Genomic DNA, 19,693 nt, shown 5'->3' with positions numbered 1-19,693 from the left:
AGCGCCATTTGAAATCCACCCGTAGCCTGGTCGACTTCGTCAGCCGGCTGCAGATCCCGCCGCCCCCGCCGGACAGCGACAGCCTGCCCACGGTGACGGTCGTCACGCCGTCGTACAACCAGGCGCGCTTCCTGGAACGCACCATCCTTTCGGTCCTGAACCAAGGCTATCCCAAGCTGGAATACATCATCATGGACGGCGGCTCCACGGACGGCAGCGTGGACATCATCCGCAAGTACGAATCGCACCTGGCCTATTGGGAGAGCAAGCCGGATCGCGGCCAGTCGCATGCCATCAACAAGGGGTTCGCGATGGCCACCGGCGACTATGTCGGCTGGCAGAACTCCGACGACCTGTATTGCCCGGGCGCGCTGGTCAAGCTGGGCCGCGCCGCGGCCAAGCGCCGGCCGCCCATCGTCAACGGCCACCTGTACATCGCCGATGCCGACAACCGCATCTTCCGGCAGGTCTATTACATCCCGCTCACGCGGGCCAAGCTGACGGTGGTGCGCGCCTCCATTCCCAACCAGGTGGCGCTGTTCCGCCGCGACAGCCTGGAGCGCCATGGCCTGCTGAAGGAAGAAATGCGCTATTGCATGGACCTGGAGCTCTGGAGCCGGCTGCTTCAAGACGGCCCCAACCTGATCGTGCCTTCGGCCATGGGCGTCTATACCGCGCATGAAGAAACCAAGACGGCGCTGCTGCAGGACGTGCTGGAGCGCGAGCGCGACCAGATCGTCGGCAACATCCGCGCCACCGAAACGGGCATGGGACCGCTTTTCGGCCTGTCCTGCCGGGCGGCCAAGGTGGCGGCGCATGCGCGGCAGGGCGACCTGGATTACCTGTTCGACAAGCTGCTGCACAAAGTGGTCGGCCGCGACGACTGGAACGCCCACTAGGGAGCCGCCATGCGCCACGTCCAAAGGCATTATTCGACCGTCCCGCTGCTGTGCGCCTTCGTGTTCTCGGCCCTGGCGCTGAGCAACGAAGCGCTGGTCATCGCGGTGGGCGGCTTCAAGCTGTCGGGCTTCGACCTGCTTTTCGTCGCCATCCTCGCCGTGAAATTCCTGCGGCTGGCCGATCCGGAGGCCTACCGCCTGCCGCCGGCGCGCATCACCGTGCTGATGGGACTGAACCTGCTGGCCTGGTGCTACCTGATCTATATGGCCCCGCCGCCTCCGGGCATAGAAGTCGGCGATATGGCGCGCGACATGCGCATCGTCGTGTACTTCCTGATCACGCCCTACCTTTGCTACAAGGACATCGACGGCCCGGACGCCTACCGCAAGCTGCAATGGGCCATCGTCGCGTCGGGCCTGGCCGTATCGATCCAGATGATCGTCAAGGTCGCCATCGGCTTCAGCACCGTGGACCCGGTGCGGGATGTCAACCTGGGCATCTGGGCGCTGCCCATGTCCATAACGTCCATCCTGTATTTCCGCGAAGTCCTGGGGCTCAAGTCCCGCACGGCCTACCTGATGATCATGTTCATGTTCGTCGCGCTGGTGTTCTCGCTGAATCGCAGCCAGTACCTGCAGCTGGGGATCACGGTAAGCATCGCGGTCCTGCTGGGCGGCAAAGTGGGGGCGCTGCGCCGGGCCACGGTCATCTTCGCGCCGGCGATCGTCGCCGGCCTGCTGGTGTTCTACGTGATCGGCTACCTGGATGTGCTGGCCGACCGGATACTGACCGTGGAGTCGCTGGACGACGATTCCAGCTATGGCGCGCGCGTGCAGGAATACGAAGGCCAGATGGGGCAGTTCCGGGAGAAGCCCTTTTTCGGCCATGGCGCCGGCTACCGCTACTGGGTCATGGGGGAAGAAGGCTTCGAACTGGGCACCTTCGCGCATAACTCCTGGGCGTTCTACCTGATGAAGTTCGGCCTGGTCGGCACCATCGCCATCATGGGCCCGCCCCTGCTGCTGATGCTGCTGGCCCTGGGGCGGCGCAACGGCAACGCCGGGCTGGACATGCATCGCCGCTACCTGATCGCCTGCATGCCCGTCTATATCCTGATCGATTCCATGTCCGGCGGCCTGGCCTACGCGCCCAAAACCGCCCTGACCGGTTTCCTGTTGACCTACTGCCTATCCCTGTTGCGCAACTACCGTCCGCCGATCTCGCCCTACGAGGCGAGCGCCGTCCGGCCCGTGGCGCCGGTACGGCCCGTTGCGCCCGCGTGGCCGCCCCATCGCGACCCGCGTCCGATCCTTCCCGGGCAAACACCCGGACGAACCGCCATCCCGAGGTTGCCGCATCATGGTTGATATCCTATTCGTTGTTCCCGATCTGCATCGCGGTGGCGTGGGCCGATGCGTGTACTTCATGCTGGAAGAGCTGCCCCGGCATGGGCTCAGCACCTCGCTGTTCTGCATGCGGGAGATCGAGCATGAGTTCACGCCCAGCAAGGCCACCGTCACGCGCGGCATCGCGCGCAAGCTCAGCAATCGCGCCATGCAGCTTTCCTCGCCCTGGAGCCTGTTCAAGCTGATGGCCACCATCCGCCGCCAGCAACCGGCCGTGGTCTGTTCCCACGGCCTGATCTGCAACATCCTGGTGGCCGCGGCGCGCACCCTGATGCCCGGCACCTTCCGCACCGTCGCCTTCGAGCACAACAGCCCGTCCGCGCACTATCGCTCGACCAGCCTGGGGCGGCTGAAGCGCACGCTGCTGCGGCTGTGCTACGGCGCCCACGACGACGTGGTGGGCGTCTCGCGCGGCGTGGTCCGCGACCTGGTCGACATGGTGCCGTCCCTCAAGGACAAATGCCGGCACATCTACAACGGCATCCCGCTGGACGACGTGCGCGCGCAGGCCCGGGCGGAGGGCCAGACCCTGCCGCGCGACGGCCGCGTGCACGTCGTTTCGGTGGGCCGGCTGGTCAGCAACAAGGGCTTCCAGACGCTGATCGACGCGGCCTGCCTGCTGAACGACCCCGGCATCGCCTTTACCATCGTCGGGGAAGGGCCGCAGCGCGCCGACTTCGAGGCCCAGATCGCCGAACGCCTGCCGGGCAGCCCCGTGCGCCTGGTCGGACACGTGGACAACCCCTTCCCCATGCTGGCCGGCGCCGATATCTTCCTGTCGGTCTCGGAGCGCGAAAGCTTCGGCATCGTGCTGGTGGAAGCCCTGTGCCTGGGCGTGCCGGTCGTGGCCACCGATTGCCCGTCCGGCCCGGCGGAGATCCTGGAGGACGGCAAATTCGGCGAGCTCGTTCCCGTCGGCGACGCGGCCGCCGTGGCCAGCGCCGTGCGCGCGCTGGCCCGCGACAGCTCGCGCCGCCAGCATCTCTCGGACCTCGGCCCCCAGCGGGCCGCGGACTTCTCGCTGGAACGCCATTGCCGCAATGTGGCCGACCTCTTCCAACCCTTGCTGCGCAAACAGGCGCTAGACCGCGTAGGAGCACGCACATGAGCCGCGTACCGGTATCCGTCATCGTGATGACCAAGAACGAGGAACGGAACATCGACAAATGCCTGCGGGCGCTCTCGGACTTCGACGAAGTGTTCGTCGTCGACTCCCATAGCACCGACCGCACCGTGGAGATCGCCACCAGCCTGGGGGCACGCGTCGTGCAATTCCAATGGAACCGGCGCTATCCCAAGAAAAAGCAGTGGTGCCTGGACAACCTGCCCTTCTCGCACGAAGTCGTGCTGTACGTCGATGCCGACGAAGTGATGACGCCCGAGCTGGCGCGGGAAATCAACGACTGCCTGCCGCGATTCGCCCAGGGCGCCGGCGGCGCCTTCGTCGGCTTCAACTATGTGTTCTGCGGCAAGCAGCTGAACCACGGCCACCGCGTGTACAAGCTGGTCCTGCTGCCGCGCTCACGGTCGCGCTTCCTGGACTACAACGACCTGGACGTGGCCAATATGTGGGAAGTCGAAGGGCATTACCAGCCGCAGGTCGACGGCCCGGTGTTCCTGCTCAAGCACCGCATGGCGCATCACGACCACGACGGCCTGTATCACTATTTCGACAAGCACAACAAGTATTCGGATTGGGAAGCCAATCTACGGGTCAAGGGGCTGCTGAACGACCCGCGCGAAGCCAACATCGGACTGCGCTCCATGATGAAACGGATCTTCGCGGCCATGCCCTTCAAGGCCCCCGCCGCCTTCGTGCATTGCTACATCCTGCGCCTGGGGTTCCTGGACGGCAAGACCGGCCTGGACTACGCGGTGGCCCGTTCCATGTACTACTGGCAGATCGGCATAAAATCGCGCGAACTCCGCGCCGCGATGGCCGCTGCCGCCCCTGCCGCCACGGGCGTGGATGCCGTCCGCGGCGGCACACACTGACCAGAAGGAGCCGGCCATGGATACGTTCCAAAGACTCAACCTTTTCCAGGTGCCGGCCGGCTTCCGCGGCAGGAGTGCCCTCTACGTGCAGCTATGGTGGATGGTGCAAAGCACGGCTTTCCGCTATTCCCCGCAGTTCGCGTACGGCTTCCGCCGCTTCCTGCTGCGCCTGTTCGGCGCGCAGGTGGGCCGCAAGGTGCTGGTTCGCGCCAGCGCCAAGATCACCTACCCCTGGAAGGTCCACATCGGCGACTATTCCTGGATCGGCGACGACGTGGTCCTGTACAGCCTGGCCGATATCCACATCGGCCAGCATGCCGTGGTTTCGCAACGAGGCTATCTGTGCGCCGGCGACCACGACGCGGCGCTGCCCGAGTTCCCCATCCGCGGCCGGCCCATCGTGATCGAGGATGGCGCCTGGATCGCCACGGATGTCTTCATCGCGCCCGGCGTCACGATCCGGCACAACGCCGTCATCGGCGCGCGCAGCTCGGTCTTCAAGGACATGCCGTCCAATATGATCTGCCACGGTACGCCCTGCCGCCCGATACGGCCGCGCGTGCGGACGCTTCCATGAAGATCGTCCTGTATGGCATCAACTTCGCGCCCGAACTGACCGGCACCGGCAAATACACGGGCGAAATGGCCGCGTGGCTGGCGGCGCGCGGCCATCGGGTCACCGCCATCACGGCCCCGCCCTACTATCCCCAATGGCGCGTGCAGCCGGGCTACCGCGCGGGCCGCTACGCCATCCAGTCCTGGCAAGGCGTCCGCGTGCTGCGCGCGCCGCTATGGGTACCGCCCAAGCCGGGCGGACTCAAGCGCCTGCTGCACCTTGCCAGCTTCGCGCTGAGCAGCCTGCCGCTGTTGCTGGCCGCGGCGGTACGCCGGCCGGACGTCATCCTGGTCGTCGAGCCGCCGCTGTTCTGCGCGCCGGCCGCCGCCGCCGCGGCCCGCCTGTGCGGGGCGCGCGCATGGCTGCACATCCAGGACTACGAGGTCGACGCCGCCTTCGAGCTGGGGCTGCTCAAGGGTGGGACATTGAAGCGCCTGGTGGGGGGCATGGAACGCTGGCTGATGCGCCGCTTCGATCGCGTCTCCACCATCTCCACCCGCATGCTGGCCCTGGCCCGCGCCAAGGGTGTCGACGACGCGCGGCTGGTGCTCTTTCCCAACTGGATCGATGTGGCCGCGGCCCGAGCGGGCCACGGCGCCGTCGACTATCGCGCGCAGCTCGGTATCCCGCCCGGCGATATCGTCGCCCTGTACTCGGGCAATATGGGCGGCAAGCAGGGCCTGGAAACCCTGGCGGACCTCGCCCGCATCCTGAAGCGGCGCCAGGGGATCCAGTTCATTTTCTGCGGCGAAGGCCACCAGCGCGACGAGTTGCAGCGCCGCTGCGCCGACCTGCCCAACGTGCGCTTCCTGCCTTTGCAGCCCGCCGAACAGCTGCCGGCGCTGCTCGCGACCGCCGACGTCCACCTGCTGCCGCAGCGCGCCGGCGCGGCCGATCTCGTCATGCCGTCCAAGCTGACCGGCATGCTGGCCAGCGGCCGGCCCGTGATCTGCGGTACGGCGCCCGGCACGGAGCTCGCGCAGGTCGTGTCCCTGTGCGGCCTGACCGTACAGCCGGAGAATCCCCGCGCCATGGCGCGGGCGCTGCTGCGCCTGGCGGCATCGCCCGCCCTGCGCGCCGCGATGGGCGAGGCGGCGCTGCGCTACGCGCAAACGCAACTGCACACCGACACGGTGCTCGGCCGCCTTGAACAGCAGCTGATGGCGCTGTGCGAGCCGGGGCGTTCAGCCCTGCAGAAAACCCCTTAGCAAACCCCTTAGCGCGCCGCACGCACGAAAAAGCGGGGCCGATATCGAATGTATCGGCCCCTGGGGCAGGCCCGCGCGCCTCATCCGGAGGACGGCGGCTCCTCGTTCTGGCTGGCCGCCGGCGGCTCGTCCCGCAGCAAACCTTCCTGTACCGCGATGTACGCGGCCTCGGCCTGGTTGCGTGCGTTCAGTTTCCAGTACAGCGTGCGCGCATGGCTCTTCACGGTCGCCACCGAAATGCCGATCTCGCGGCTGATTTCGCGCATCGTGCGGCCCTTGGCCAGCAGGCGCAGGATTTCCTCCTGCCGCGGCGTCAGCATGCGTATGGCCGCATGCCCGCGTCCCGGCATGGATGGCGTGGCCTGCGTGGCCTCGACGATGGTGCGCGGAAAACACTGCCCACCCGCCAGGACCAGATGCACGGCCGCCGTGATCGCCTCCGGCGTCGATGACTTGGGCAGCAAGCCACAGACCCCGGTGCGGGCGGCCTCCAGCATAAAGCGCGGATCCAGCGTATCGTGCAGCACCAGCGTGTGCCGCGGCGCCAGCAGCGTCATCGACACGGACAACATGTGCAGATCGTTTTCGGTCGTCCCCGTGATGCCCAGCACCAGTAGCTCCACGGGCCGTACCGCGGACAGGGATAACTCGTTCAATTTCTGGGGCGCCATGGCCATGACGCTTTCAGGGCTGCGCGCCGTCTCCAGTATGTGTTGGATGGCGATGCGCAGAATGGCGTATTCCTCGATCAGGACGGTAGTCATTCGCCGGGAGCCTCTCACGATAAGCTGAGCGTCCCAGCCATGGCGCGGATCGGGTCGATCACGGCTTGCTAGGGAACGGCCTGCGCCATCGTATCAGCGGCAGGTGCCCGCGCATCTCCGTCGTGCGGATGACGGCAGACGCATGGCTGCGATGACCGTGCTCCCCAAGCAAAAAAGCAAGCCCCGGCTCACGCCGGAAGGCTTGCTTCGAAGGGCGACCTGTACTGCGATCCTGGTGCGCTAGAGCCGGTTGCGCTCATAACTGGATCCATTGGCGCCGCCTGAATCCCAATCCAGCGTGGCGCCACGTTGCAAGGCCGTATATACCGCCTCCCCCTTGTTTTTCACCTGCAGCCGCTGGTACAGCGTGCAAGCGTGGGTCTTCGCCGTCGCCACCGAAATGTTCAGCATGCGGCTTACCGTTTTGATCGGATAGCCGCGCGACAGCAGCACCAGGACTTCGTATTGACGCGGGGTGATCTTCAGCAACTGCGCCCCGGCGGTGATGGGCATGGCCATCTTCGGGCTGGCGCCATGATCGCCGTCGGCCGCCATCAGCATCGCGCTGGCCGGCGCCGCATGTTGCACGGCGGCGGTGGCGGAGGTTTCGGCGGCCGTGGACGGCTGTCCCATTTGCCCGCTCGGAAAACATTGGCCGCCAGCCATGACCAGCCGTATGGCGGCTTCGAGAACCTCGATCGAGGCCGTCTTCAGCAGGCAGCCGTGGATGCTTCCTTCCGGCAGCCGCGACAGCGCCTGCATCGGCATGTTGTCCACCAGCAGGAGGATGCGCTTGGGCGCCAGCACCCTGCGCACATCGGCCAGTGCCTGCCAACCCGTTTCGGTTTCAATCGGCAGGCCGAAGATCAGCAATTCGGCACCGCGGTTCTGCTCGGCGGCTTCGTCCAGATTCGCCAGATCCAATCCGACGATTTCCCACACGCCTTCGACCTTGCCCAGAATTTGACGCAGGCCCAGCCTCAAGAGTGGATGAGCCTCGATCAAGACCATTTTCGACATAGCTTTCCCCATAAGACATCGTTCGATGCGACAAGAGTGCAGCAGTGAATGGTACGTAGCGCAAACACACGGCGGCTAATTTTTTTGTTCGGTGTGCCTGCCGACCACTTGGACGAGACGTTGGCGAAACCGACCGAAACTTGAGTAGTCATCGTTTGGATGACGCACTCATGTTATGGGTAGCCTAGTTCAAAATCAAGCTTGTCCAATCGACATAAACCGACAGGAAGCGAAGTCATCCGTTAGTATCAATCGGGTGGCTCCGACCGCCCTTCCTGATTTTTTCGGCACCAATAAACACCCGCGCCACGCTGGTTTAAAAGCGGAACTAAAAAAGTTTTGAATGGAGTCGGACTGCAAGTGTTTGCAAGCGGTCCAGGGCGAAATGTGTCGTCATGTTGAGCTCCAAGCCTTGATTGACGCGGGTTTCCAGGGGGATCGGCGAAACGCTGCTACGGCCGGGCGTGATTCGCCGCGATTATGCTGCGCGGGAAAAAACTTTACTGTCGCGGCTCGCGCCGTAACGTTTCCCAGTATTTGTTATTCCATAAATGCAAAGTCGAAGACAGTGTGGCCGCCGTGATGATGCCAGTGATGCATCGAGGCGTACGGCTTGCGCAGGAAGCTGGGGTAATGCACCGGCCCGTCCGCTTCCCGATAGGTGTGCGGCGTCAGCTCTTCGATGCGGTTCAGCGATACCCCTTTACCGTAATGCTGGAAGCCCTGCGACTGCGCGCAGCGCACCACGCTGCCGTCCGGGGCCAGGATCATGCCCGCATTGCGGGCCTTGACCGGGCTGTGCACGATCGGGTTCAGGGTATGCGGCGTCCAGCGGTCGGAATCCGGCCGCTCGGCATGGAAGGCGAACAGCTCGTCGCAATGGCTCACGCCATCCGTGCGGTCGATGTTGGTGAACAGCCACCAGCGGCCCTCGTAAGGGAAAACGATGGTATCGACCGCGGAAATATTATTCATCAGCGTACGGTGCAACTCCCATTTCAGCGGAAATTCGCTGCATTTCCACAATTCGATGGTTCGGTTACCGCAGGTTTCCGGGACCATATAAGTATCCCCGTCATACTCGAAAATGTAGGGGAAACTCAGGTGGTAGGGCAGGTCCAGGACGACGCCCAGGAATCGGAAGGCGCCGTCGATATACGTCGCCACCGAGATCTTCCCTTTACGCTCGCGGAAGTAATAATCCTCGAAAAAAATATAGGGTTGTCCATTACGGGTATACACGAAGGGATCGGCGAAAAAACGCCCCTTGGGCGGCACCATCACGGCCGCTTCCGAGGTCACCACCTCCTGCCGCCCGGTCGGGCACATGCCGATCCGCCAGCGCACGTTGCGCTTCATCGCGCGGCGCAGCACCATGCTGGATGCCAGCCAGGCCTGGCGGGCAAGATAGGCCGCGCCGTCCCATTGCGCCGGCCGGGGCGGCGTCATGGCGGTGTGGATCTGCAGCGATGAAGACGGCTGCTTGCGGCGCTCCGGACTGACCGTGGCCTGCAGCGTGTCGAAAATCATCAGATTGGCCAGGCTCAGGGCACGGGCGCGGTTTTTCAGCCAGAACACCTCGGTGTTGAAGCTGCGGGCGTCGATCAGCTCGTCGGCCTGTTCGGTGGCGCCCAGCCTCCACAACTTGACGGTGGTATGGTCGGCGCGCTGGTAGACCTCCCAGAAGCCCGCATGGGCCACATCCTGCTGGTCCTTGAGCTCGGAATGCACGGGCATCCACACGCCATGCGTCGGCAGCGAGGCCAGCTCGCCGCGCACGGCGGGCCCGCCCAGGATAAGGATGACGTCCAGCCGCAGCGCCATCAGCGCGCGCAGCTGTTCCGCATCCGCGGCCACGCGGGCGCCCGCCCGGCCGGTGATCGCCAGGTCCAGTACCGGCGTATCCGGCGGCATCGAGGCGCTCAGGTCGCTCGTCGCCAGCTGCGCGCGGTGGCGGGTATCCAGCATGCGCGATTCCAGCCTGGCGACGGTCCCCAAGGGGTCGCGGCTCCACGGCAGGCTGCGCTCGGTGGACTGCGTATCGTCCCAGGCCACGATAAGGGCAGCCAGGTGGAAGTTTTCCTCGTGTGCTAGCCACTGGGCGACGTCATGCACCCATCCGGCCTGATTCGTGGCATTCACGAGCAACGCAACGGTCTTCTTTTCCATGTCGTATCCGGTTCCGGGGGCTTCGTGTCATACCTACTCCGCGCAGATAGTGCGCGCAGTAATGCGAGAGCTCCAGAATGCGTTCATCCTAGGCCGGACGAGCGACCGCGCGATCGGCGTTCCCTACATCGAAAGCACGGCCATACACCTATCGGTGTACAGGCGCTTTCTCGCTGGCCCTTGTGCCTACTGTGGGCAGGCCCGGCAAGCGTTCAGGGCTGCGGGATCGCCGTCACGGCCGCCGGCGCGGGAAGCCGGATTTCGAAGACCGCGCCGCGGTCCGCGCGCGGCACCAGGCGTATAACGCCGCCGTGCAGCGCCAGGATGCGGTGCACGGTCAGCAGGCCCAGGCCGCCGTTCTGGCCGGCGGGCTGGCCGCGTTCCGTGCGCCAGGCGGAGGCGCGCGTGAACAGTCCATCGCGCAGCGATGGCGGGATGCCCGGGCCGTCGTCGCCGACCGTGACCACGGCGGCGCCATCGGCCGCCGTCATGCGAACGTCGACGGTGCCGCCCGATGGACTATGGCGGATGGCGTTGTCGAGCAGGTTGGTCAGTACGCGCTCGATCATCCCCACGTCGGCCTCCACCGGCGGTAGATCGCGGTCGAAGCCCGCCACCAGGCGTACGCCGCGCGCCTCGGCCGCGAGTTCGAACTTCTGGAAAACGTCCTGGACCAGATCGGGTAGGACGAACACTTCCTTGTCCGGCTGGATCAGGCCCGACTCCAGACGGGCCAGGTCGAACAGGGACTGCGCCAGGCGGCCTACCTTGCGGCTCTGCCCCAGCGCGGTTTCCAGATAGCGGCGGCGATCGGCGGCATCCAGGGTGTCGGCCTTCATCAGCAGCGTCTCCAGGTAGCCGTGCAGAGAGGTCAACGGCGTGCGCAGATCGTGCGAAATGTTGGCGACCAGCTCGCGCCGCTGCTGGTCCTGGCGGCTGAGCTCGCGCCATTGCTCGGCGATGCGCGCCGCCATCTGGCGAAAGGCCTGCTCCAGGACGCCGATTTCGTCGCCCCCCGCGGGCGGCATGGGCGTGGCCCGGGAGGCCCGCAAGGCGGCGGTGGCGACGACCTCGTTGCCGTCGAAGTCCCGCACCACCGCCGTCAGGCGGCGCAAGGGCCGCGTGATCAGGGCGAAGGCGACCAGGCCCGCGATCAGGCAGCACAGCGCCACCAATCCCAGGGAGAGCAGCGTCGTGCGCGTGGCGACGCTGGCCCCCAGATTGGCGGCCAGGGCATCGCGGCGTTCGCCCTGCAGGACCACGTAGACGTAGCCGTGCTCCTGCCCGTCGACCATCAGCGGGGCCGCGTCGAAGACCTTGCGTCCGTTCTCGCTGCGCGGATCGTCGCCGAAGATCGGCAGGGGCGCGCCGGCCAGCAGTCGCCGCACCGGTTCGATATCCACGCGCTCGCGCTTGAGGTGGCCGCGCGGCGCGGCGTCGCCGATGATGCGGCCGTCCCGCGACAACAGATAGACCTCCACACTGGGGTTCACCGCCATCAGCTTGTCGAACAGCTCGCGCACCGCGGCCGGCCGCAAGCCGGCGGCGTCCATCAAGGAGCCGCTGTCGGCGATATGCCGCGCCAGGCCGCTGGACAGGCGCTGGGTGGTTTCAACTTCGCGCAAGTGGTTGGCGCTGATCTGCAGCCAGGCAGCCGCCGCCGTGCACGCCAGCAGCAGGACGGCGAAAACCACTGACAGGCGCTGCGACAGGCTCAGGCGTTTCATGCTTCGTCTCCGCTGCCGGGCGTGGCGAAACGGTAGCCCTTGCCCCATACGGTGAGGATGCGCCGCGGTTCCGCGGGATCGGCCTCCACCTTCAGGCGCAGACGGTTGATGTGGGTATTGACGGTGTGCTCGTAGCCATCGTGCTGGTAGCCCCACACCTGGTTGAGCAGCGCCATGCGGGAAAACACCTTGCCCGGATGACGGGCAAAGAAATACAGCAGGTCGAACTCGCGCGGCGTCAGGTCCACCGCGTTGCCGTCGACGGTGGCCACGCGCGACAAGGGATCGATGCGCAGGCCGGCGATCTCCAGCACGCCACCGTCCAGGCGGGCATCGCGGGCCAGGGCCTCCACGCGCCGGAGCAAGGCTTTTACGCGGGCCACCAGTTCCATCATCGAGAACGGCTTGGCCAGGTAGTCGTCCGCGCCCAGCTCCAGGCCGATGATCCGGTGCACTTCGCTGGCGCGGGCGCTGGTCACGATGATGGGCGTATAGCGGATCATGGCGCGCGCGCGGCGGCAGATCTCCAGCCCGTCCACGCCGGGCAGCATCAGGTCCAGCACCAGCAGGTCCCAGCCGCCGCCCTCGAGCAGGCGCAGCCCGCTGTCCCCGTCGGCCGCATGGACGACTTCGTAGCCTTCGTCGCGCAGGTGCAGGCCCAGCAGCTCGGCGATATGGGCATCGTCTTCGACGATGAGAATGCGTTTCGGATCGGTCATGGCGGCAAAGGGTGGATACGCGCGCCGGTTCGCCCGGCGCCGCTATTGTCGCGCAGCCACCGCCGCCCGGCGGCGGCGCGGCCGGAATATCACGGAGAATTTAAGTTTGGCCGCGCGCCGCCGCCGCATAATCCGATCGCACCCTGCCCTCGGAGCCCCATCATGACGCTCGCAGCACGATCCCTGGCCAAGTGGCCCTTCCTGGCGCTGGCCGCCGGCGCCGCCGCCCTGTCCCTGTTCGGCGGCCATGGCCGCGCCGCCGCCGCCGAGGAAGCCGTCGCCATCCCGCCCCCGGCCCTGGACGAACCCGCCACGGCCGCCGCCAGCGAGACTGCCGTGTTCGCCGGCGGCTGCTTCTGGGGCGTCCAGGGTGTATTCCAGCACGTGCGCGGCGTGACGCAGGCCGTCTCCGGCTATGCCGGCGGCAAGGCCGCCACGGCGCGCTACGACGAGGTCAGCGGCGGCGACACCGGGCACGCCGAGTCGGTGCGGGTCACCTACGACCCGCGCCAGATCACCTACGGGCAGTTGCTGCAGGTGTATTTTTCGGTGGCGCACGACCCCACGCAGCTCAACCGCCAGGGCCCGGATACCGGCACGCAATACCGGTCCACGGTGTTCGTGGCCAACGATATGCAGCGCAAGGTGGCCCAGGCCTATATCGCGCAGCTGGACCAGGCGGGCGTATACGGCAAGCCCATCGTCACCACGCTGGAGAACCTGCAGGGCTTCTATCCCGCCGAGGCCTATCACCAGAACTTCCTGGTGAACAATCCGCGCTATCCGTACATCGTGTTCAACGACCTGCCCAAGATCGCCAACCTGAAGCAGATGTTCGCCGGCCTGTATCGCGAAGACCCGGTGCTGGTGTCGCTGAAATAAGCGGCGCGGGCGCGCGGCCAGGTGCCGCGCGCCCGGCCTCGCGCGCTAGCGCATGGCCGAATAGGCGGTGGGGGTCAGGAACTGGTTCTCCACCCTTTCGACGATGGGCTTTTCCGCCTCGGTCGCATTGCGTTGGCGGATCCAGTCCGCGTCCGCCTGGAAGGCGTTCCACTTCTGCTCGCGCTCGGCCAGGCTTTCCCATTTCAGCAGATAGGTCAGCGCGTGGTTGCTGGGGCCGATCAGGGTCGTCCAGAAGCCGATGGGTTCTATCCCATACTTCTTGAAGAAACCCAGCGTGATGTTGGTGAAACGCTCGTTCAGGGCCGGCAGCCGGCCCGGAGCGCAGTGGTAGACACGCATTTCGACGATCATCCCTTCATCTCCTTAGATCCCGGAACAGCCCCCGGCCGCTCCGCCATGTCCCCCCGGCGGCGCGCCTTCGCGCGTGCCGGCGGATTTCCTCCACCTGGCGCCAAGAAGGCACGGCCGGTGGCACCATCGAACCGCGGACGCATGATAACCGCGCCGTCCGGGCATAAATTGTATTATTGACTGACTGTACTACATTGCCTATGATCACCCCGTCCCACATTACAAAGACGGAGGAGACCCGCCATGCTTCCCGAGTACGAAGTCTTTGCCATCAAGTACGGCGAGCACCAGCGCACGGCCAGCGCCAACTTCATCGGCGGCGACCCGCACAACGGCCCCATGCCCATGGATTATTTCGTGTGGCTGATCCGCGATGGCGCGCGCGTCTGGGTGGTCGACGCCGGCTTCGACGCCGAGGAAGCGCGCGCCCGGGGCCGCAAGCTGATTCATCCGATGCGCGACGCGATGAAACTGATGGATGTCGACGTCGATGCGGTGCCCGAGCTGATCGTCACGCACATGCACTACGACCATATCGGCAACCTGGCGGCCTATCCCAATGCCATCTTCCATCTGCAGGACCGCGAGATGGAATACGCCACCGGCCGCTATATGGCGCACCGCTGCATCGCCGAGGCCTTCAACCTGCGCGACGTCGTGCAGATGGTCGAACAGGTCTATCGCGGGCGCGTCCGCTTCCATGACGGCGATGCCGAAATCGCGCCGGGAATCACCGTGCACCACGTGGGCGGCCATACCAAGGGCCTGCAGGTGGTACGGGTGCATACGGCGCGCGGCTGGGTCGTGCTGGCGAGCGACGCCTCGCACTATTACCGCAATATGGAGGAAGGCCGGCCCTTCCCCGCCGTCTTCAATGTGGGCGATATGCTGGAGGGACATCGCCGCCTGGAGGCGCTGGCCGATAGCCATGACCACATCGTGCCCGGCCACGACCCGCAGGTGCTGCTGCGCTATCCACCGCCCAGTCCGGCGCTGGCGGGCCAGGTGGCGGCGCTGCACATGCCGCCGCGTCACTAGGGCCGCGCGGCCCACGCCTCTTCCAGGATGGGCGCGGCTTCCGCCGCCGCATGGATGCCTATCGTGCTGACGATCTCCAGCATTTCCATGATCTCCTGCGGCGTGGCGCCGTAGCCGATGGCATTGCGCATATGCAGCTTCAGGCCCGGCAGGTACAAGTGGGTCGCCGAGGCGTCGAAGGCGCAATAGATCAGTTCCTTGACCTTGGGCGGCAGCACTCCGCCGCGCCAGGGCACGGACGAAAAATCCAGATAGGCCTGGAAGAACTCCGGATCCAGTTCCAGCAGGCCGTCGAAGGTCTCGTGCCAGTAACCGCGGTGCTTGCGGAAGTCCTGCTTGAGCGCCTCCTGCCGCGCATCCAGCGGCGCGGGGCCGTCGCGCAGGCCCTCCTCCCGCAGCACTTCGATCAACAGGGGCACGCCGACATTGGCGGCGTGGATGCCCAGGGTGCTGGTCAGGGCCAGTACCTCCATCAGTTCTTCCCGCGTCGCGCCGTGGCGGATGGCCGCCTCGATATGCACGCGGATGCCGGGACGGTAAAGATGCGTGGCGGCCGCGTCGGCGGCGATATGGATGAACTCCTTGACCTTGGCCTCCAGGTGGTTTTTCTTCCACGGCACGGCAGCCAGGTTCAGGTACGCCTCGAAAAACCCCGGGTCCAGCCGCAGGATGCTTTCCCATTCCGGCGCCCAGGTGCCGCGCAGGCGCACATAGGCATCGCGAAGGTCCTGCTGTCTTTGCGTCAATTCCATGGCGATTCTCCCTAGTCCTTGAGCCGGATGCCGCCGGAGACGTCGCCGATGGCATCGACCACGCGATTGCTTATCTTGTCGCCGTAGCCCAGGGCGGTGGCCAGCCCGAAGCAGGAGAGCGGACCCGCCGCATTGAGCGAGGCCACGCCCAGCTCCCGCGCCAGGTCCACGTACAGCACCACGTCCTTGGTCATCAGCTTGCTGGTCAGGCCGCCTTCCAGGTAATTGCCGTCGACGATATGCGGGAAGCGGTTCTGGGTGGCGAAGTTCACGCCGCTGCTGCTGTTCAGCACGTCCAGCAACTGGTGCAGGTCCAGTCCGGCCTTCTTGCCCGCGACCATGACCTCGGCGGTGGCCGCCAGGCTGACCGCGTTCAGGAAGTTGTTCAGCAGCTTGGTGGTATGCCCGGCGCCGCTGGCGCCCATGTGCAGCGCCTTGGTGCTGAAGGGTTGGAACACCCAGCGCACGGCGTCCACGGCATCGGCGTCGCCGCCTATCATCAGCGTCAGCGTGCCCTTCTCGGCCGCGGCGGCGCCCCCGGATATGCCGGCATCGATGTAGTGCGCGCCCTTGTCGCGGAAGCGCCCCTGCAGGCGCATGGTGGAACTGGCCGCGGCGGTACTCAGGTCGATGACGGTCTGGCCGGCGCGGCAGTGCGCCAGCACGCCGTCCGGGCCCTCCACCACCGCTTCCACGACATGGCTGTCCGGCAGCGACATCAGCACCACATCGCCGGCCTGCACGGCCTCGCGCACGCTGCCCGCGGCGTCCGCCCCGCAGGCGGCCGCCCGCGAGGGATCCGTGTCGTAGCCGGCGACCGCGATGCCGGCGTCCACCAGGCGCCGCGTCATGCGGCCGCCCATATTGCCCAAACCGATGAAACCCACTTTGTCCTTGCGCATGGCCACCATCCTCAAAAGTCCACGTCACGGGTCTCCGGACCCATCATCGCGCCTATCGTCCCTATCACCGCGCCGATCACCAGCAAGGCCACCGGCGCCATCCGCATGGGCATGATGCGCCCAAGCCAGTTCATATAGAACGCGTAGAAGGATGGGATGATCACCGACAGGCTGAATCCCACGCCGAAGCCCGTGGCCCGCACGTCGGTCACGAAACGCTCGTTGATGTAGGTCACGATGACGCCCCAGGGCGATGTCACCAGTACCGACAACAGCACCACCAGCAGCATGATCGCGGGCAAGGGCATGCCCGCCGAGCGCGACAGCGCGTAGAACAGGACGGCGCCCACGGTGGCGATCAACGGACCGGCCAGCAGGAAGAATCGCCGGCGGCCTATGCGCTGGCCCAGCACGCCGGATGCGATATAGCTGAAGAACAGCGCGGCATAGCAGACCAGCAGCGTCGCCGCGGTATCGAAGGCCCCCAGGTGCAGGGTTCCCGCCAGCAGCCCGGTGGGCATGTAGATGGTGATCAGGTTCTGCGTCAGCCAGAAGCCCGTCATCAGCAGCAGGACTTGCAGCAGGTTGCGGCCGCTGCGGCCCCGCACCAGATCCATCAAGGGCAGCTTTTCCTTATCGCGCGCCGCGGCGGCGCCGTCTTTCTTGACCTCGGTCTGCCAGATCTCGGATTCGGCGACCTTGTACACGTAGTACCAGGCCAGCACGCCAGCCAGCGCCGCGCCGATCAGGAAGGGAATGCGCCAGCCCACCTGGGCGTACGGCGACTGCGCGCCGTCCAGCGGGAAGACGGCGAACATCAGCATCGCGACCAGGTTGATGCAGACGTAGGCCGCCGGAAAGCCGGCCAGGATCAGGCCGCCGACGAAGCCGCGCTGCGATTTGCGCGAGTACTCGATCGCGAGCGGCATGGCACCCGTGTAGCCGCCGCCCAGGAAGATGCCATCGATGAAACGCAGCACCACCAGCAACAGATACGAGGCGATGCCTATGCTGTCGTAGCCCGGCAGCAGGCCGATCAGCAGCGTCACCACGCCGAACCCCGACACCGACCAGATCGATGCCTTGCGCCGGCCGATGCGGTCGGCGACCATGCCGAAGATCAGCGCGCCGATGGGACGGCCCAGCAGCGTGGTGATGAACACCAGGGATGCCAGGATGGCCTCGGTGGCCGGCGCCACACCGCGCGGCTGGAAGTAGAAAAGGACCGGCGCCAGCACCACCACCGGCAGGTAGATATCGAACATATCGATGAATTCAGAGAAGAACGCGCCCTTGATGGCATTCCTCCGCTTCTGTTCGACGGATGCGTCGGCCAACGATGCCGGCGCGGCTTGCACGAATGAAGCCATTTCGCTCCTTCCTCCTTATTGATGTTATTGACGGATTGTCTGACGACAATCCGGATAAAAAAATGCCGCCGTGGGCCGGCGGTCTCAAACGCGACTCAGGACCGGCCCGCGTCGGGGTCCAGCATGCGGTACATCTCGGTGTGATCGGTGGACGGCGTGGCGCCCTGGGATACCTGGTCCCAGACGTCGGTGACCGTCGTCCCCACCCGCAGCGGATAACCCACCGTCCCGGCCAGGGCGCGGGCGATCTTCAGGTCCTTGTTCATCAGCTGCATCGCGAATCCCGATGCGTAACTGCCATTCAGCATGAATTGCTTGACCTTGTTCTCCGACGTATTGCTGCGGCCCGTGGAGGCATTCAGCACGTCCGTCATGACGGCGGGGTCGATGCCGAAGCGCTCGGCCACGTGCAGGGCCTCCACCGTGGCCATCAGGGCGGCGGCGGATACATAGTTGTTCAAGGCCTTGGCGGCGTGTCCGGACCCGGCCTCGCCGATATGCAGAATGCTCTTGCCCATGGCGCCCAGCAGCGGCATGCAGCGTTCCAGGGTCGCCGCGTCCCCGCCCACCAGGATGGCCAGGCTGCCATCCCGGGCGCGCTTCACGCCGCCGGAGACGGGCGCGTCCAGGTAGGCCAGGCCCATCGCGCGCAGCGTCGCGCCCAGCTGGCGCGAGCGGGCCGGTTCCGAGGAGCTCATATCGATGACCACGGCGCCGGGCCGCAGCCGGCGGGCCCAGCCCGCCACGCCATCGCCCAGCAGCACGGTTTCGACGATCGACGAGTTGGGCAGCATGGTGATCAGGACGTCCAGCGAGGCCGCGCCATCGTCGATCAAGGGGGCGGCGTTCAGCTCCTGGCGCAGGGCGTCGGTGCGGGCCGCGTCGGCATCCGACAGGAACAGCGTAAAGCCGGCGTTCGCCAGGCAGCGCGACATGGGCGCGCCCATCATCCCCAGGCCGATGAAACCGATACGTTGGGGGGGCGATTGCGTCATGGGGCAGCTCCTGTAGGCGAGGCGAATTAGCGGGCCGCATGGATCGCGGCCCGGCTAAAGACTAAATCGCGTCATACAATCGGTCAATATTATTGACCTAGGGTATACCCTTGCCCTATCCGTTCACCATGCCTCCGTCGATATTGATGATCTGGCCCGTAACGTAGCTGGCCGCGTCGCTGCAAAGGAACACGACGACGCCGGCGACCTCGTCGGCCGTCCCCCAGCGTCCCAGCGGGATCTCGCGGCGGATGGCGTCGCCTCGCGCCGCGATCAGTTGCGCCGGCATGGCGGTGTCGATGATGCCCGGCGCCACCGCGTTGACCAGCACATCGGGCGCCAGCCGGCGCGACAGCGCGCGGGTCAGGCCGGCGATGCCGCCCTTGGACGCGGAATACGCCAGATGATCGAAGGACCCGCGCCGATAGGCCAGCGATGCCGCCATGACGATGCGCGCGCCGCGCCCGCCCTGCCCCCGCAGGCGGGGCGCCGCGGCGCTGGCCAGGTCGAAGGCCATGTCCAGGTTGACCGCCATGGTGCGGTCCCAGATATCGCGGCTTTCCGGGGCAAGGTCGTCGGCCAGGTAGATGCCGGCCATGTGGATCAGGCCGTACAGCGAGTCGATGCCGTCGAAGACCCGGCGGCAGGCTTGCGGGTCACCGAGATCCGCGGCGATGGCGCGGTGGCCGCCGTCCCGGCGCAACGTGGCCGCCAGGCCGTGCAGCGCCGCTTCGTCGCGATCCAGCAGCACGAGGGAAGCACCCAGCGCGTCCAGTTGCCGTGCGCACGCCGCGCCTATGCCGCCCGCGGCGCCGGTAATCAATATCGTCCGGCCCGACCAGATTTCCGTCGTCATTT

The 19,693-nt window shown here is 66.1% G+C and carries 19 protein-coding genes; 8 read left to right on the top strand and 11 right to left on the bottom strand.

Going from position 1 to position 19,693, the window contains the following annotated elements:
* Positions 1–8: 8 nt before the first annotated feature.
* The 6 genes from BAU06_RS07505 to BAU06_RS07480 are packed head-to-tail and all read left to right on the top strand — an operon-like array spanning position 9 to position 6,125.
* Entirely contained in the window at positions 9–899 is an 891-nt protein-coding gene (locus BAU06_RS07505; protein WP_231934012.1) for a glycosyltransferase family 2 protein, read from the top strand.
* Positions 900–908: 9 nt separating this feature from the next.
* The gene (locus BAU06_RS07500) at positions 909–2,267 is read left to right on the top strand and encodes an O-antigen ligase family protein (protein WP_066346476.1); all 1,359 of its coding nucleotides are present in this window, start codon (positions 909–911) and stop codon (positions 2,265–2,267) included.
* Positions 2,260–3,414 (top strand): glycosyltransferase, encoded by a 1,155-nt coding sequence (locus BAU06_RS07495; protein WP_066346471.1) that lies wholly within the window; start codon positions 2,260–2,262, stop codon positions 3,412–3,414. The genes BAU06_RS07500 and BAU06_RS07495 overlap by 8 nt, the downstream gene beginning before the upstream one ends.
* Positions 3,411–4,301, top strand: coding sequence for a glycosyltransferase family 2 protein (locus BAU06_RS07490; RefSeq protein ID WP_066346468.1), 891 nt, complete (start codon positions 3,411–3,413; stop codon positions 4,299–4,301). The genes BAU06_RS07495 and BAU06_RS07490 overlap by 4 nt, the downstream gene beginning before the upstream one ends.
* 16 nt (positions 4,302–4,317) lie before the next feature.
* Complete coding sequence (locus BAU06_RS07485; RefSeq protein WP_066346464.1) at positions 4,318–4,878, top strand: putative colanic acid biosynthesis acetyltransferase; 561 nt, start codon at positions 4,318–4,320, stop codon at positions 4,876–4,878.
* Positions 4,875–6,125 (top strand): glycosyltransferase WbuB, encoded by a 1,251-nt coding sequence (locus tag BAU06_RS07480; protein WP_066346457.1) that lies wholly within the window; start codon positions 4,875–4,877, stop codon positions 6,123–6,125. The genes BAU06_RS07485 and BAU06_RS07480 overlap by 4 nt, the downstream gene beginning before the upstream one ends.
* A gap of 80 nt (positions 6,126–6,205) precedes the next feature.
* On the opposite strand, the gene BAU06_RS07475 is transcribed toward BAU06_RS07480, so the two are convergent.
* The 5 genes from BAU06_RS07475 to BAU06_RS07455 all read right to left on the bottom strand — a co-directional run bounded on the left by BAU06_RS07475 (position 6,206) and on the right by BAU06_RS07455 (position 12,524).
* Positions 6,206–6,889, bottom strand: a complete 684-nt coding sequence (locus tag BAU06_RS07475) for a helix-turn-helix transcriptional regulator (RefSeq protein WP_066346454.1) — start codon at positions 6,887–6,889, stop codon at positions 6,206–6,208.
* A 240-nt stretch (positions 6,890–7,129) separates the two neighbouring features.
* Positions 7,130–7,909, bottom strand: coding sequence for a response regulator transcription factor (locus BAU06_RS07470; protein WP_066346448.1), 780 nt, complete (start codon positions 7,907–7,909; stop codon positions 7,130–7,132).
* Positions 7,910–8,449: 540 nt separating this feature from the next.
* Positions 8,450–10,078, bottom strand: a complete 1,629-nt coding sequence (locus tag BAU06_RS07465; protein ID WP_066346445.1) for a glucosamine inositolphosphorylceramide transferase family protein — start codon at positions 10,076–10,078, stop codon at positions 8,450–8,452.
* Positions 10,079–10,290: 212 nt separating this feature from the next.
* Complete coding sequence (locus BAU06_RS07460; RefSeq protein WP_066346444.1) at positions 10,291–11,805, bottom strand: sensor histidine kinase; 1,515 nt, start codon at positions 11,803–11,805, stop codon at positions 10,291–10,293.
* Entirely contained in the window at positions 11,802–12,524 is a 723-nt protein-coding gene (locus BAU06_RS07455) for a response regulator transcription factor (protein WP_066346443.1), read from the bottom strand. The genes BAU06_RS07460 and BAU06_RS07455 overlap by 4 nt, the downstream gene beginning before the upstream one ends.
* 162 nt (positions 12,525–12,686) lie before the next feature.
* On the opposite strand from BAU06_RS07455, the gene msrA reads away from it, so the two are divergent.
* On the top strand, positions 12,687–13,406 hold the full coding sequence (gene msrA / locus BAU06_RS07450) for a peptide-methionine (S)-S-oxide reductase MsrA (protein ID WP_066346442.1): 720 nt from the start codon (positions 12,687–12,689) through the stop codon (positions 13,404–13,406).
* Between the two features lie 45 nt (positions 13,407–13,451).
* On the opposite strand, the gene BAU06_RS07445 is transcribed toward msrA, so the two are convergent.
* Complete coding sequence (locus BAU06_RS07445) at positions 13,452–13,778, bottom strand: NIPSNAP family protein (protein ID WP_066346436.1); 327 nt, start codon at positions 13,776–13,778, stop codon at positions 13,452–13,454.
* Between the two features lie 243 nt (positions 13,779–14,021).
* On the opposite strand from BAU06_RS07445, the gene BAU06_RS07440 reads away from it, so the two are divergent.
* Positions 14,022–14,816, top strand: coding sequence for an N-acyl homoserine lactonase family protein (locus tag BAU06_RS07440; RefSeq protein ID WP_066346433.1), 795 nt, complete (start codon positions 14,022–14,024; stop codon positions 14,814–14,816).
* Here BAU06_RS07440 and BAU06_RS07435 read toward each other — a convergent pair.
* From BAU06_RS07435 to BAU06_RS07415, 5 genes are all read right to left on the bottom strand, one after another.
* The gene (locus BAU06_RS07435; protein WP_066346431.1) at positions 14,813–15,568 is read right to left on the bottom strand and encodes a carboxymuconolactone decarboxylase family protein; all 756 of its coding nucleotides are present in this window, start codon (positions 15,566–15,568) and stop codon (positions 14,813–14,815) included. The two genes, BAU06_RS07440 and BAU06_RS07435, sit on opposite strands and share 4 nt — an antisense overlap.
* Positions 15,569–15,579: 11 nt before the next feature.
* Positions 15,580–16,470 (bottom strand): NAD(P)-dependent oxidoreductase, encoded by an 891-nt coding sequence (locus BAU06_RS07430; protein WP_066358372.1) that lies wholly within the window; start codon positions 16,468–16,470, stop codon positions 15,580–15,582.
* 11 nt (positions 16,471–16,481) lie between these two features.
* Positions 16,482–17,840, bottom strand: coding sequence for an MFS transporter (locus BAU06_RS07425; protein WP_066346426.1), 1,359 nt, complete (start codon positions 17,838–17,840; stop codon positions 16,482–16,484).
* Positions 17,841–17,935: 95 nt separating this feature from the next.
* Complete coding sequence (locus BAU06_RS07420) at positions 17,936–18,835, bottom strand: NAD(P)-dependent oxidoreductase (protein ID WP_066346421.1); 900 nt, start codon at positions 18,833–18,835, stop codon at positions 17,936–17,938.
* 115 nt (positions 18,836–18,950) lie between these two features.
* Positions 18,951–19,691 (bottom strand): SDR family NAD(P)-dependent oxidoreductase, encoded by a 741-nt coding sequence (locus BAU06_RS07415; RefSeq protein WP_066346415.1) that lies wholly within the window; start codon positions 19,689–19,691, stop codon positions 18,951–18,953.
* Positions 19,692–19,693: the final 2 nt, after the last annotated feature.

This window comes from Bordetella bronchialis (genome assembly GCF_001676705.1).
Lineage (GTDB): Bacteria > Pseudomonadota > Gammaproteobacteria > Burkholderiales > Burkholderiaceae_B > Bordetella_C > Bordetella_C bronchialis.
This window is presented reverse-complemented; position numbering and strand designations above follow the sequence as displayed.